16 protein-coding genes are annotated in these 14,053 nt (G+C 56.1%); 10 read left to right on the top strand and 6 right to left on the bottom strand.

The genetic code is table 11. The features are described 5' to 3' along the window. Positions 1 to 5 precede the first annotated feature (5 nt). The 6 genes from citC to citG are packed head-to-tail and all read left to right on the top strand — an operon-like array spanning position 6 to position 5,057. The gene (gene citC / locus RDN66_RS08445; RefSeq protein WP_202217189.1) at positions 6 to 1,025 is read left to right on the top strand and encodes a [citrate (pro-3S)-lyase] ligase; all 1,020 of its coding nucleotides are present in this window, start codon (positions 6 to 8) and stop codon (positions 1,023 to 1,025) included. 16 nt (positions 1,026 to 1,041) lie between these two features. Further along, positions 1,042 to 1,332, top strand: a complete 291-nt coding sequence (citD, locus tag RDN66_RS08440) for a citrate lyase acyl carrier protein (protein ID WP_035892045.1) — start codon at positions 1,042 to 1,044, stop codon at positions 1,330 to 1,332. Then, positions 1,332 to 2,207, top strand: a complete 876-nt coding sequence (gene citE, locus RDN66_RS08435) for a citrate (pro-3S)-lyase subunit beta (protein WP_035892044.1) — start codon at positions 1,332 to 1,334, stop codon at positions 2,205 to 2,207. Before citD ends, citE begins: the two co-directional genes overlap by 1 nt. A 10-nt stretch (positions 2,208 to 2,217) precedes the next feature. Then, positions 2,218 to 3,735, top strand: coding sequence for a citrate lyase subunit alpha (gene citF, locus RDN66_RS08430; RefSeq protein ID WP_308537771.1), 1,518 nt, complete (start codon positions 2,218 to 2,220; stop codon positions 3,733 to 3,735). 4 nt (positions 3,736 to 3,739) lie between these two features. Further along, complete coding sequence (gene citX / locus RDN66_RS08425) at positions 3,740 to 4,279, top strand: citrate lyase holo-[acyl-carrier protein] synthase (RefSeq protein WP_035892042.1); 540 nt, start codon at positions 3,740 to 3,742, stop codon at positions 4,277 to 4,279. Beyond that, entirely contained in the window at positions 4,257 to 5,057 is an 801-nt protein-coding gene (gene citG / locus RDN66_RS08420) for a triphosphoribosyl-dephospho-CoA synthase CitG (RefSeq protein ID WP_202217191.1), read from the top strand. Before citX ends, citG begins: the two co-directional genes overlap by 23 nt. A 45-nt stretch (positions 5,058 to 5,102) precedes the next feature. Here citG and RDN66_RS08415 read toward each other — a convergent pair whose 3' ends face one another. The 4 genes from RDN66_RS08415 to mutY all read right to left on the bottom strand — a co-directional run bounded on the left by RDN66_RS08415 (position 5,103) and on the right by mutY (position 9,081). Further along, the gene (locus RDN66_RS08415) at positions 5,103 to 6,359 is read right to left on the bottom strand and encodes a nucleoside permease (protein WP_123652540.1); all 1,257 of its coding nucleotides are present in this window, start codon (positions 6,357 to 6,359) and stop codon (positions 5,103 to 5,105) included. A gap of 240 nt (positions 6,360 to 6,599) precedes the next feature. Next, positions 6,600 to 7,679, bottom strand: coding sequence for a membrane-bound lytic murein transglycosylase MltC (gene mltC / locus RDN66_RS08410; protein ID WP_202217192.1), 1,080 nt, complete (start codon positions 7,677 to 7,679; stop codon positions 6,600 to 6,602). Between the two features lie 47 nt (positions 7,680 to 7,726). Next, a complete protein-coding gene (locus RDN66_RS08405) occupies positions 7,727 to 8,002 on the bottom strand; it encodes an oxidative damage protection protein (RefSeq protein ID WP_035892037.1) in 276 nt (91 codons plus the stop codon). A 26-nt stretch (positions 8,003 to 8,028) separates the two neighbouring features. Continuing rightward, entirely contained in the window at positions 8,029 to 9,081 is a 1,053-nt protein-coding gene (gene mutY, locus RDN66_RS08400) for an A/G-specific adenine glycosylase (protein ID WP_202217193.1), read from the bottom strand. A 156-nt stretch (positions 9,082 to 9,237) separates the two neighbouring features. Between mutY and trmB the strand changes: the two genes are divergently transcribed. The 4 genes from trmB to RDN66_RS08380 all read left to right on the top strand — a co-directional run bounded on the left by trmB (position 9,238) and on the right by RDN66_RS08380 (position 12,178). Continuing rightward, positions 9,238 to 9,957 (top strand): tRNA (guanosine(46)-N7)-methyltransferase TrmB, encoded by a 720-nt coding sequence (gene trmB, locus RDN66_RS08395; protein WP_123652543.1) that lies wholly within the window; start codon positions 9,238 to 9,240, stop codon positions 9,955 to 9,957. A 1-nt stretch (position 9,958) separates the two neighbouring features. Then, on the top strand, positions 9,959 to 10,285 hold the full coding sequence (locus RDN66_RS08390) for a YggL family protein (protein WP_035892034.1): 327 nt from the start codon (positions 9,959 to 9,961) through the stop codon (positions 10,283 to 10,285). Positions 10,286 to 10,337: 52 nt separating this feature from the next. Continuing rightward, complete coding sequence (locus RDN66_RS08385) at positions 10,338 to 11,057, top strand: DUF2884 domain-containing protein (protein WP_202217194.1); 720 nt, start codon at positions 10,338 to 10,340, stop codon at positions 11,055 to 11,057. Between the two features lie 116 nt (positions 11,058 to 11,173). Next, a complete protein-coding gene (locus RDN66_RS08380) occupies positions 11,174 to 12,178 on the top strand; it encodes a DUF1202 family protein (protein WP_308537770.1) in 1,005 nt (334 codons plus the stop codon). 148 nt (positions 12,179 to 12,326) lie between these two features. On the opposite strand, the gene hemW is transcribed toward RDN66_RS08380, so the two are convergent. After that, positions 12,327 to 13,463, bottom strand: coding sequence for a radical SAM family heme chaperone HemW (gene hemW / locus RDN66_RS08375; RefSeq protein WP_123652546.1), 1,137 nt, complete (start codon positions 13,461 to 13,463; stop codon positions 12,327 to 12,329). Then, positions 13,456 to 14,049 (bottom strand): XTP/dITP diphosphatase, encoded by a 594-nt coding sequence (locus RDN66_RS08370; protein WP_202217195.1) that lies wholly within the window; start codon positions 14,047 to 14,049, stop codon positions 13,456 to 13,458. Before RDN66_RS08370 ends, hemW begins: the two co-directional genes overlap by 8 nt. Between the last annotated feature and the right edge of the window lie 4 nt (positions 14,050 to 14,053).

The following is a 14,053-nucleotide window of genomic DNA, read 5'->3' as shown; positions in this document are numbered from 1 at the left end:
GCACGATGCACACGCAACCCACTTTCGATTTCCGGGTTACCCAGGTAGCGGAACATCCGGAACGTTTAGATTCGATTCGTTCGCTGCTGGTTGACAGCGGTCTCGGGATGGACAGCGACATTTCGCTGTTTGTTGAAGCCTGGTCCGGGGAAACGCTGGTGGGCTGTGCGGGTCTGGCGGCGAACGTTATTAAGTGCGTGGCGGTCGATGAACGCCAGCGCGGCGCTAACCTCAGCGCCCGCCTGCTGGCAGAGGTAGAAAACGTGGCGCTGGCCCTTGGCCATTTCCACCTTTTCCTTTGCACGCGCCCGTGCAACAAAGAGCGCTTTGCCCGCAGCGGTTTCTGGCCGATAGCCCAAAGCGGTAACAACGCGGTGCTGATGGAAAACACCCCGCAGGGGATCCAGCGTTACTGCCGAGCGCTCAGCCAGAAACGCAAGCCGGGGGAAAAGGTGGGGGCTATCGTGATGAACGCTAACCCGTTCACCCTCGGTCATCGTCATCTGGTGGAAACGGCGGCGGCGCAGTGCGACTGGCTGCACCTGTTTGTGGTGCGCGAAGACGCGTCGTTCTTCCCGTTCCAGGCGCGTCTGGAAATGGTGCGTGCTGGCGTGGCACATCTGCCCAACGTGACGGTGCATGAGGGCTCGCAATACATCATTTCCCGCGCCACTTTCCCGGCCTACTTCCTGAAAGAGTCCGGCAAGGTGCAGCAGGCGTGGAGCGAAATCGACGTGCTGCTGTTCCGCAATAACATCGCCCCGGCGCTGGGCGTTACCCATCGTTTTATCGGCTCCGAACCGTTTTGCGATGTCACCCGCCAGTACAACCAGACGCTGCACGCGCTGCTCGAGGACGACATCACGGTGGTAGAGATCCCGCGCATTAAGGTGACGGGAAACGCCATCTCGGCATCGGAAGTTCGCCGCTTACTGAAAACGCAGCAATTTTCTCGAATCCGGGACATTGTCCCGGCATCCACTTTCGCGCATTTAGAAGCGCATTACAGCGCGGAAGTCGCATAACTATCAGGACTAAATCATGAAAATCGTAAGGGAGGCGCTGGCCGGAACGCAGGAGTCCAGCGACCTGATGGTGAAAATCGCCCCCGCCGACGGCGAGCTGGAGATTGTCATCCACAGTGAAGTGATGAAGCAGTTTGGCGAGCAAATTCGCCAGGTTGTCGAAGAAACCCTGCGCACGATGGGCGTGCAGCAAGGGCTGGTTATCGTCGAAGATAAAGGCGCGCTGGATTGTGTTATCCGCGCCCGTCTGCAAAGTGCGGTGTTACGCGCAACTGACACGCAGCAGATTGCCTGGGAGAAACTGTGATGAGCAAACTTCGCCGCAGTATGTTGTTCCTGCCGGGCGCCAATGCCGCCATGCTCTCCACCGCGTTTATCTATCGCCCCGACTCCATTATGTTCGACCTTGAAGACGCGGTGGCGCTGCGTGAGAAAGACACCGCGCGCCTGCTGGTCTTCCATGCCTTGCAGCATCCGATGTACCAGGACATTGAAACCGTCGTCCGTATTAACCCATTAAGCACGCCGTTTGGCCTGCTGGATCTGGAAGCGGCGGTTCGCGGCGGTGTTGACGTGATTCGTCTGCCGAAAACCGATACCCCGGACGATATCTTCGAGCTGGAAGGCCACCTTGAACGCATTGAACGTGAGTGCGGGCGCGAAGTGGGTTCCACCCGCGTAATGGCGGCCATTGAATCGGCGATTGGCGTGATTAACGCCGTAGCGATTGCCCGCAGTTCTCCACGGCTTATCGGCATTGCGCTGGCGGCGTTTGACTACGTGATGGATATGCAGACCGAACGCGGCGACGGCACCGAGTTGTTTTACGCCCGCTGCGCCGTGCTGCACGCTGCGCGCGCGGCCCATATTGATGCCTTCGACGTGGTGTGGTCAGACGTTAACGATGAAGCCGGGTTCCTGCGGGAAGTGGAGCTGATTCGCAAGATGGGCTTTAACGGTAAATCGCTGATTAACCCACGACAGATTGACCTCTTACACAACGCCTACGCGCCAACGCAGCAGGAAGTCGACCACGCGCAGCGGGTGATTGAAGCTGCGGAAGAGGGCGAGCGCAACGGGCTGGGCGTCGTGTCGCTCAACGGCAAAATGGTGGATGCGCCGATTATTGACCACGCGCAGCGGGTGCTGGAGCGCGCGGCGGCTTCCGGCGTGCGTCGTTAAGGATAAAACAATGAATCAGACAGAACTTCTTCACGTGAATTTCCCCCATCTGCGGGCGCTTAAACCTTTTGATACCGCTCATAGCGCGACGCCGTGGCTGAACGACATCGACGCAAAACATCACCGCAAACTGTGCGACTCGATTGAGCAAGCCGTGGTGCGCAGCGGTCTTAAAGACGGCATGACCATTTCCTTCCATCACGCGTTCCGCGAGGGCGACCGGGTTATCAATAACGTCGTGGCGAAGCTTGCGCAGATGGGCTTTAAAAACCTGACGCTGGCCTCCAGTTCGCTGATGACCTGCAACGACGCGTTGATTGAACACATCGAAAGCGGCGTGATCACCCGTATCTACACCTCCGGTATGCGCGGCAAGCTGGCGGATGCTATTTCTCATGGATTGATGGACGAACCGGTACAAATCCATTCACACGGTGGCCGCGTGAAGCTGCTACAGGACGGCGAGCTACAGATAGACGTCGCGTTTCTCGGCGTGCCGTGCAGCGATGAGTTTGGCAACGCCAACGGTACGCACGGCAAGTCCTGCTGCGGTTCGCTGGGCTACGCCATGGTAGACGCACACTTTGCTCGCAAGGTGGTGCTGTTGACCGAAGAGCTGGTGCCGTTCCCGAATATGCCCGCCAGCCTGGTGCAGGATCAGGTGGACTACATTGTGCAGGTTGAAAGCGTCGGCGACCCAGCGAAAATCAGCGTTGGCGCAGCGCGCGTCACCAGTAACCCGCGTGAGCTGAAAATTGCCCGCGATGCGGCGGAGGTTATTGAACACTCCGGCTACTTCAAGCCTGGCTTCTCCATGCAGACCGGCTCCGGTGCGGCGGCGACCGCCTGTACCCGTTTTATGGAAGAGAAGATGGAGCGCAGCGGCGTAACCGCCCGCTTCGCGCTGGGCGGTATTACCGGCAGCCTGGTGGATCTGCATGAAAAAGGGCTGATTGAAAAGCTACTCGATACCCAATGTTTTGACGGCCAGGCGGCGGCGTCGCTGGCGCGTAACCCTAACCACGTGGAGATCTCGACTAACGTTTACGCCAACCCCGGTAGTAAGGCAGCCTGCTGTGACCAGCTTGATGTGGTTATTCTCAGTGCGCTGGAGATTGACGTCGACTTCAACGTTAACGTGATTACCGGTTCCGACGGCGTGATGCGCGGCGCGTCAGGCGGCCACTGCGATGTTGCGGCGGCGGCGAACCTGACCATCGTGGTGGCCCCGCTGCTGCGTAGCCGTATTCCGACGGTGGTGAAGCGGGTGACTACGCGCCTGACGCCGGGGGAAAGCATTGATGTACTGGTCACCGACCACGGCATTGCGGTCAATCCGGCACGTCCGGAGATCCGCGAACGGCTGATGGCGGCCGGGTTAAAGGTGGTGGATATCGAAACGCTGTACGACCGTGCGGTTTCACTGACCGGCCTGCCGAAGCCCATTGAGTTTACCGATAAAATTGTCGGGGTCATCCGCTATCGCGACGGCAGCGTGATTGACACCGTACGTCAGGTGAAGGAGTAACATCATGACCACCGCGACACCCGTGCAGACGGGTGTCAGCCTGGAGGCGCTGCTGGCGGCGAAAGAGAGCCGCGCGGCGCGTCAGGCTGACTGGCTAACGCATTATCAACAGCCGATTATTTCCCTGACCCTGGTGACGCCGGGGGCGGTTAAAAACAGCCTGCGCTATCGCAATACCATGGGTGTGGCGCTACAAATGTGCGATCAAATGCTGTGGCAAAACGGCTGGCAGGTGCTGGATCGCCAGGTCTTCTGGCTGCCTACCGGGCCGGAAGCTATGTGGTGCGTGGCGCATCAGGCACCGGAAATCAAAGCTCACTGCGCGGCGCTGGAACAGAGCCATCCGCTAGGGCGGCTGTGGGATCTCGACGTAATTTGCCCACAGGCCGGACACGTGGGGCGCTTATCGCTGGGGAGCCATATGCGACGCTGCCTGATTTGCGATGAACCGGCGCATGCCTGCTCTCGCTCGCGTAAGCATCCGCTTGAGCAGGTGGTTGGCTGCGTGGAGAAGATGATTGATGACTGGTTTATTCGCGACTAAATCCAACGCCACGTGCATCGCGGCGCTGGCGGAAGAGGCGCTGTGGCAGGAGCTGGAGCTGACTCCAAAGCCGGGGCTGGTGGATAAATACAACAACGGCGCGCACCGGGATATGGACCACGCGCTGTTTGTTCGCAGTATTGCGGCTATTACCCCGTGGTTCTCTCGGTTTACGGAGCTGGGTGAGAAGCACGCGCATCTTCCTGCGAGCGAGCAACTGCGAATGATTCGCCCGATGGGGATTGCCTGTGAACAGGCTATGTACGCGGCAACCGGCGGCGTGAACACCCATAAAGGCGGCATTTTCGCGCTGGGGCTGCTTTGCTTTGCCGCGGGGAGATTAGGTGAAGTAAACCCGCAGCGGTTGTGCAGTGAAGTGAGCGATATCTGCCGTGGCCTGGTTGAGCGAGAGCTGGCAGCCCGTTCATCGCAGGCGACCGCGGGCGAGCGCCAGTTTCATCAGTTTGGCCTGACAGGAGCGCGGGGGGAAGCAGAGAGCGGATTCGCCACGGTTCGCAAGGCGCTGTCGGGCTGGAATCGTCGCCAACTGCACGCGCTGCTGCTGCGTTTAATGGCGGTGAACCCAGACAGTAATCTGGTCTCGCGCGGTGGAATGAACGGTCTGCGCTACGTACAGGATTACGCCCACGATTTACTGGAAAACGGTTGGGATGAAGGCGCGCTGATTGCAATGGATAACGCGCTGATTACACGGAATTTAAGCCCCGGCGGCAGCGCAGATTTGCTGTCAGTAGGATGGGTGCTATCGAAGATATAGTAGCCCGGCCGAGCAAAGCGACGCCGGGCTACGTTGGTGGGAAACTTAGTGGGCAACCGTCTGTACACCGGCAGGCGTACGTTCATGTTTGTATTTGAACAGCCCAACAAACGCCACCGCCAGAACCAGAGAGTACCCGGCGAAAATTAACCACACGCTCTGCCAGTCGGTAATGCCGTCCACGGTATACATCTCAACAACCTTCCCGCTCGCCATGCCGCCGAGGATACAGCCGAAGCCGTTGGTCATCATCAGGAACATACCCTGCGCACTGGCGCGAATTTCCGGGCGAACTTCTTTCTCTACGAACACCGAACCGGAGATGTTGAAGAAGTCGAAGGCGCAGCCGTAAACAATCATCGACAGAACCAGCAGCACGGTGCCGAATGGCGTTGGGTCGCCGTAGGCGAACAGACCGAAGCGCAGCATCCACGCGAAGATACTAATCAGCATCACGTTCTTGATGCCGTAACGGCTTAAGAAGAACGGAATGGTAAGGATGAACAGGGTTTCGGAAATCTGCGAAATCGACATCATCACCGAGGCGTGCTGCACGATAAAGCTGGTGGCAAACAGCGGGTCTTTATCGAAGCTGTGCAGGAAGGTGTTGCCGAACATGTTGGTGATTTGCAGTTCTGCGCCCAGCATCATGGAGAAGATAAAGAAAATCGCCATGCGCTTATTTTTAAACAGCGCGAATGCATCCAGCCCCAGCATGCTGCTCCAGCTCTGTTTCTGCTGCTGGTTAGAAACCGGAATATGCGGCAGGGTCAAGGTAAACAGCACCAGCACGACCGACAGCGCAGCACCGATGTACAGCTGCATATGGCTCAGTTCGAAGCCGGAGAAACTCACTGCCCACATCGCCAGAATGAAGCCGATGGTGCCCCAGATACGAATCGGTGGGAAATCGTTAACGATATCCATACCGGCCGTTTTCAGGCGGTAGTAAGAAATGGTGTTAATCAGGCCCAGCGTTGGCATATAGGCCAGCGAGTTGAGCAGAATTACAAAGAACATCGCCCCCGGTGTGGTGACTTCGGCCGCCATAAACAGCGTACCGGCCCCGACCAGGTGGCAGAAGGCGTAAACCCATTTGGCGCTGATCCACTTATCCGCCACGATGCCGAGCAGCGTTGGCATAAAGACGGCAGCGATACCGAGGGAACTATAAACAGCGCCGATAGCTGCGCCGTCGAATTTAAGCGTGACAAACATGTATGAGCCGAGCGTGGTGAGCCAGCTCCCCCAAAGACAGAACTGCAGGAACGACAGTATCTTAAGCTGCAGCTTTAAATTCATGTTACTTTCCTCACAAAATTTGGCGTGGTGTGTTGCTTGGATAACATTCAGAGGCGTTATTTGCGCTGATTCTATCAACGTGGATGGTGAGACATTGTTAAGCGCCGCATAATTTTGCAATTATTTTTACTTTGCAAAACGATTTAGTGACAAAAGTAACATTTTTATGAAGAAGGACGATGGGGATACACTCTCATCCCGGTGGATTCGGGATGAGAGCGCTGGAGCGTGTGAAAATAATTACTTACGACGATAGCTCTTCTGCGCGGTATTCACCTTGTACAGATAGCGGCGTGATTCAGCAGACGGATGGCGGGTGGTCAGGGTCTGGTAAACATCGCCTGGTGCCATGCTGTTGATAATATTCGCCGCCTGAACCTTATCGTTGGAGAAGACGCGCAGCACGCTACCCGCGCCGCCGTTATAGGCGGTGATCACCGCATAGCGACGTGACGTTGGGTTACTGATACCGCCCAGATAGACATTGCTCAGCATCGCCAGATAGGCGGTACCGGTGTCGATGTTGCTGGCCGGATCGAACAGGAAGCTACGGCTCGGCGTGCCGGATTTCCCCTGCGAACGGAACACATCTTTCCCGGCGGTATGCTGCACCACCTGCATCAGCCCCATCGCGTCGGAACGGCTGACCGCATACGGGTTGAAGGAAGATTCGGTCTGCATAATCGCCAGAATTAACGACTCGTCGACGCCGTATTTACGGGACGCCTGACGCACCATGCCCAGATATTTATGCGCACGCTTATCCAGGTGGTTTGGCACCAGATTAATGGTCACGCTGTAGATAATGTGCAGGCCGCTGGTGCGTTTTTTCATCCGCGTTTGCAGCAGGTAGTCGGCAAAGCGCTCGGCGCGCCACTGCCAGCGAATGGCTTCGCCGGTGTTATCGACAACCTGTCCGTAGAGGAACGGCTCTTTGGAAATCTGAATATCGTCGGCGTCGGAGTACAGGTCGACCGAGCCTGGATCATCGCCCATTAACAGCGTGGTGACGATGGCCTGACGTAGACGAACTGCGGGGTCGGTGCCAGCGATGGTTTCAACGGTGATGGTACCGGCGTCGAAGTTGATGTGGCTACGGGTTTGATAGCCGTCGGAATACTTAACGTAGTCCTTCGGCCCTGCAATCAGAACTTCGTTGAAGCCCCAAATGTTTTCAATGTTATGGGCGAACTGCCCCATCAGAATGTCAAAACCGTTGGTGTCTTTTACCCACGCCTCGTTATAGGTATCGCCTTTCTTATTCGAGGAACAGGAGACCAGCAACGGCGCTATCAGTGCCAGAGCGAGTAATTTTTTCATTATTCCGGGAGCGCGTGTTGTGGTTGTCTTAAAGGCCCGTCGGGCCCTTACTGTTTTTCAGGCGGCGTGTAGCCTTCAATGTGCACATCTTTGCCCTCAAACAGGAAATTGATCATTTCCTCTTCCAGAAGCTTACGGTGCTCCAGGTTCATCATGTTCAGTTTCTTTTCATTGATGAGCATGGTCTGCTTCTGCTGCCACTGTTTCCAGGCTTCTTTCGAGATCTCGTTATAGATACGCTTACCCAGGTCGCCCGGATAGAGCTGGAAATCCTGTCCTTCGGCATCGCGCTGCAGGAAAGTACAAAAAATGGTTCTGCTCATAATCAATCCTCTTATGACGCCGCTCGCTAAACGAGTGAATCGGCGCGTAACTGCTGCAACAGGCGCTCAACCGGTGCGGCCAGCCCAACGACGGGCGGCTGCGCTAAGTTATACCAGAGAGCGCTGCCTTCATCCATGCATGACGTGAATGAGGACACAGTAAGCCACATTGGCACAATGTCCAGATGGAAATGGCTGAAAGTGTGGCGGAAAGCGGTAAGCTGGGTCAGCGTATCGGTAGGGATGCGCCGTGCCTCCAGCCAGTCTCGCAGCGCCTCTTCGGTTTCAAACTGCGGGAAACAGTATAGACCGCCCCACAGCCCGCTGGGCGGACGCTGCTGCAGAAAGACGTCGCGGTCGTTTTGCATCATCAGGAAATAGCCGGTACGTTCCGGGATGGTCTGCTTAGGTTTTTTGCCCGGATACTGCGCCCAACTGCTATTCGCTGTGGCGACGCAGCCGTTCTCCAGCGGGCAGAGCGAACACTTCGGCTTAGAGCGGGTGCAGACCATCGCGCCGAGATCCATCATCGCCTGATTAAAGCGTGATACGCCAATCGCGGGCGTTACTTGTTCGCTGATATCCCACAGCTTTTTCTCAACGTCTTTTTTACCCGGCCAGCCGCCCACGGCGTAGCAGCGTGCCAGCACGCGCTTCACGTTGCCGTCGAGAATCGGGAAATGCTTGCCGAGTGACAGCGACAAAATCGCCCCAGCGGTGGAACGCCCAACGCCCGGCAGCGCGGCCACTTCATCGAAGGTTTCCGGGAAGCGCCCCTGATGAAGCGTAGCGACCTGCTGCGCGGCTTTATGCAGATTACGCGCGCGGGCGTAGTAGCCGAGCCCGGTCCACAGGTGCAGCACATCGTCGAGCGGTGCGTTGGCGAGATCGGTTACGGTTGGAAAACGTGCCATAAACCGTTCAAAGTAAGGAATGACGGTGGTAACCTGCGTTTGTTGCAGCATTACCTCAGACAGCCATACTTTGTAAGGCGTCTTTTCAATTTGCCAGGGCAGGGTTTTACGCCCGTATTTGTCGTACCAGTCCAGCACCTGGGCTGAAAATTGAGACGCTTGCATGGTCAAAGCTGAGCTTCCAGTATCGTACTATTAGGGGGCCAGATTGCAGCACAGCGGTACTATGCTGTAAACAGGAACTTTCCGGTGCTTGCATCCGGCAACTAACTTTGGATAATGCCCGTTTCCCGAACACTCTCACAAGCAGACTTAATTTTTATGAAGAACGACGTCATTTCACCGGATTTTGATGAAAACGGCCGCCCACTGCGCCGCATTCGTAGTTTTGTTCGTCGCCAGGGGCGACTGACAAAAGGGCAGGAACACGCGCTGGAAAACTACTGGCCGGTGATGGGCGTTGAATTCAGCGAAGAGCCTGTCGACTTCGCCGCCCTGTTTGGCCGCGAAGCGCCAGTCACGCTGGAGATTGGTTTTGGGATGGGCGCTTCGCTGGTGGCAATGGCCAAAGCGCGTCCGGAGCAGAACTTCCTCGGTATTGAAGTGCACTCACCGGGCGTGGGCGCATGCCTGGCATCCGCGCACGAAGAGGGCGTCGATAACCTGCGCGTAATGTGCCACGATGCGGTCGAAGTGCTGCACAAGATGATCCCGGACAACTCCCTGAACATGGTGCAGCTCTTTTTCCCTGACCCATGGCACAAAGCGCGTCATAATAAACGCCGTATCGTTCAGGTACCTTTTGCCGAGCTGGTAAAAAGCAAACTGAAGCTGGGCGGCGTGTTCCACATGGCAACCGACTGGGAAGCCTATGCGGAACACATGCTGGAAGTGATGTCCTCCATTGACGGATATCAGAACCTGTCTGAAAGTAAAGACTATGTACCGCGCCCGGAATCACGCCCGGTAACCAAATTTGAACAGCGTGGCCATCGTCTTGGCCACGGCGTATGGGATTTAATGTTCGAGAGGGTGAAATAAAATGGCAAAGAATCGTAGCCGTCGTTTGCGTAAAAAAATGCACATCGATGAGTTTCAGGAAATTGGCTTCTCCGTTGCATGGCGTTTCCCGGAAGGCACCAGCGCAGAGCAGATCGATCAGGAAGTCGACCGGTTTATCGATGAAGTGATCGAGCCGAACAAACTGGCCTTTGACGGCAGCGGCTATCTGGCTTGGGAAGGTCTGATTTGCACCCAGGAAATCGGTAAATGCACCGAAGAACACCAGGCTCTGGTCCGCAAATGGCTGGAAGACCGTAAGTACGAAGAGGTCCGCACCAGCGAACTTTTCGACGTTTGGTGGGACTAATAAAGCATATAGGGTCAGCATTCGCTGGCCCGATTTGTATTAAGGGAAAGTGATGATGCGCAAAACGCTGCTGACGGCAGTTTTAACCTTCACGGCGATGTCCGCCCATGCTGACTACCAGTGCAGCGTAACCCCCCGCGATGACGTCGTTCTTAGCCCGAAAACCGTGCAGGTGAAAGGTGAAAACGGTAACCTGGTGATTACCCCAACCGGCGATGTGACCTACAACGGTAAGGTCTACACGCTGAGTGCTGCCCAGCGCGAGCAGGCGAAAGATTACCAGACCGAACTGCGTAGCGCGCTGCCGTGGATTGACGACGGGGCTCGCAGCCGCGTTGAAAAAGGCCGCGTAGCGCTGGATAAAATCATCGCCAAAGAAGTGGGTGAGAGCAGCAATATGCGCGGTCGTCTGACCAAGCTTGATGCTCAGCTCAAAGAACAGATGAACCGCATTATTGAACACCGCACCGACGGCCTGACCTTCCACTACAAAGCTATCGACGAAGTTCGCGCCGATGGCCAGCAGTTGGTGAACCAGGCGATGGGCGGTATTCTCCAGGATAGCATCAATGAAATGGGCGCCAAGGCCGTGCTGAAAGGCGGCGGTAACCCGCTTCAGGGCGTGCTGGGGAGCTTAGGTGGTCTGCAGACGGCCATTCAGAACGAATGGAAAAACCAGGAAGCTGATTTCCAGGCTTTCGGTAAAGACGTTTGTGGCCGCGTGGTGTCGTTGGAAGAGAGCCGCAAGGCGCTGGTGGGCACCCTGAAATAACCCCTTCTTAACTGGCTGCCTGCTTTTCGCGGGTAGCCAGAATCAGATTTCGTTTATCCTTCCTTCCTTCGCAGATTCCGTATGATGTCCTCTCACTCATAAAAAGGAATTTGCCGATGAAACTCGCCTGGAAATTCGGGATGTTGCTGCTGAGCTGTTTTGCTCTTCATGCGCTTGCCGATAGTAATGTCCCTACTGATGATGTTATCAAACAGCAGTTTGCGAAACAGTCTGGCGGTATGATGCAGATGGATAATCTGAAGCTGCATCCTCTTGATGCCGTAGGCAATCAAGCCACCTACTCTGTGGAAGGTGATATGATAGCCACCGATAATCTCTACAGTGTCGTGGGTGGCGCTGGGGACTATCTGTTCTATGAACGTACCTGGACTAAAGGCCATCCGGTCAAATTTTCCGCAATGATGACCGCCGTAGGCACTCCCGCCTCCGGCTGGAGAACCACCTTTTTTTCGATGCAAATGGCGGCAAAAAATTCGGGCAGGCCGTTTAGCGAAAAGGAGGATTTGAGTAAATCGTTGGTGGTTAACGACAGCGGTTTTATGGCGCAGTTTGCGAAGATTGATGCCCAGTTCTCCGTAAGCAAGGTCCAGGTGGAAAAACAGCAAGCGCAGTATGCGTCGCTGAAAAAAGAGGTTGAAGCGTTAGATGAACAAATAAAACAGTCCTGGGGCAAAGATGCCAACGGTAAGTCGCTTGACCGGGATGCCGTGCAGCATGCACTAAACGCAGAAGTGTATGCGGTGGATCGTAAAAATGACATGAACAAATTTGCCAATCAGTACTACATCAACGTTTTCGAACCCGCGCTGATCGCTTGTCAGAAAAAAGCGGTTTGCGATGACAAACCGATTCGTGCCGCGAGCGATAAGGCGCTTGAGGAGCAAAAGCAGGAATATTATCGTCAGCACAATCTGATAGATCAAAAGAACAAAGCCATCATGGCGGAGAAAGATAAACAAGTGGCGCCGTTGCAGAAAAAACGCGAGTCACTTCGCGGGCAGATGGTGGTGCTGGAGTCGAGCAATTACGAGCTGCAACGCGATGAAACGTTCTGGCGGGAAGGCGTGGCGAAAATGCGTAAAGAGGGCGTCATTCCGTAAGCCTGTCTTATGATCCCGAAATGTACCGGGCCCATCCCCTGATCCTGAGCGATCGGCAGGAAGGTATTCGTTAAAATGAATTGGGGGAGTTCGGAACAAATGAGGTATATATTTGCCGTTATTAATTACGGCAAATATATAGTTTTCTTTATTCGCTGAGGAATAACTCCAGCAGCGAGTTCAAAAACAGCTTCCCGTGCTCGGTAATCTGCCAATACTCCTCGCACTCGGTCAGGTAATTCTGCGCCAGCGCTTCATCAAGCTGCGGGCGGATTACGCTTTCATCGAGTCCGGTGTAGGCGCTGAACTCCGCGCGTGGGGCTGGCTCCAGCAGGCGAAAACGGTTCATAAAGAACTCGAACGGTTTATCCGCATTTTCGACGTCATGCTGACGTTCCAGATAGCGCCCTTCCATATAACCGCGCGGGTGACGGGTCTTCGCCGTACGCAGAATGCGCCCATCCGGGAAGGTTACCTTACCGTGTGCGCCGCAGCCAATACCGAGATAGTCACCAAAGCGCCAGTAGTTGAGATTGTGCTGGCACTGATAGCCCGGTTTAGCGTAGGCCGAGGTTTCATACTGCTGATAGCCTGCGGCGGTCAGAAGCTGATGGCCCTGCTCGAAGATATCCCACAGCGAATCGTCGTCCGGCAATACCGGTGGGCGAGAGCCGAACAGCGTATTTGGCTCAATGGTCAGCTGATACCAGGAGAGGTGCGGCGGTGAAAGCTCAATGGCCTGACGCAGGTCGCTCAGCGCCTCTTCCAGCGATTGATCCGGCAGCCCATGCATCAGGTCGAGGTTGAAGCTGCGTAGCCCCAGCCCGCTTGCCAGACGCGCGGCGCGCTTAGCCTCTTCCGGCCCGTGAATACGCCCCAGCCGCTGCAGCTTGCTGTCGCTGAAGCTCTGCACGCCGATGGAGATGCGGTTCACCCCCGCGCGCTGATACTCCACAAAGCGGTCTGCTTCGACGGTACCAGGGTTGGCTTCCATGGTGATTTCCGCGTCGCTTGCCAGATTCAGGCGCGCACGCACGCCGTCGAGCAAGGTCTGCATCGCCGGGCCTGAAAGCAGGCTCGGCGTACCGCCACCGATAAAGATGGTCTTCACTTCACGTCCCTGTGCCCAGGCGGCATCGGCGTCTAAATCGCTCAGCAGATGCTGGACGTAGTCGTCGTGCGGCACTTCACCCTTGAGCGCGTGCGAGTTGAAATCGCAGTACGGGCATTTCTGCACGCACCACGGGATATGAATGTAGAGACTCAGCGGGGGCAGATTAACCATTACGCATGGCTTCCAGTAACAGCTTCAGCGCCTGACCGCGGTGAGAGATAGCAATCTTCTCTTCGCGCGTGAGTTCGGCAGCGGTTTTCCCTTCCGACGGCACGAAGAAGATGGGATCGTAGCCAAAGCCGCCGGTGCCTACCGCTGCGCGTGTAATCACGCCAGGCCAGCTACCGTGGCACACCAGTGGGGTTGGGTCTTCCGCGTGGCGCATATACACCAGCACACAATGGAACTGCGCCTGACGCTGGTCGTCCGGTACGTCTTTCAGCGTCTCCAGCAGTTTTTCCAGGTTTTGCTGGTCGCTGGCATCCACGCCGGAATAGCGGGCGGAATAGATACCCGGCGCGCCGCCAAGCACGTCAACGGCGAGGCCGGAGTCATCGGCAATTGCCGGCAGGCCCGTCACCTGTGCGGCATGGCGTGCTTTGAGGATTGCATTCTCAATAAAGGTCAGCCCGGTCTCCTCGGCGGATTCTACGCCAAGCTCGGTCTGGGCAACGATATCAAGACCAAAATCAGCGAGCAGCGAGGCAAGCTCGCGCACTTTACCGGCGTTACCGGTAGCGAGGACAACTTTTTGCATGGGA

The sequence above is a fragment of the uncultured Kluyvera sp. genome (genome assembly GCF_902485085.1).
GTDB classification, from domain to species: domain Bacteria; phylum Pseudomonadota; class Gammaproteobacteria; order Enterobacterales; family Enterobacteriaceae; genus Kluyvera; species Kluyvera ascorbata.
This window is presented reverse-complemented; position numbering and strand designations above follow the sequence as displayed.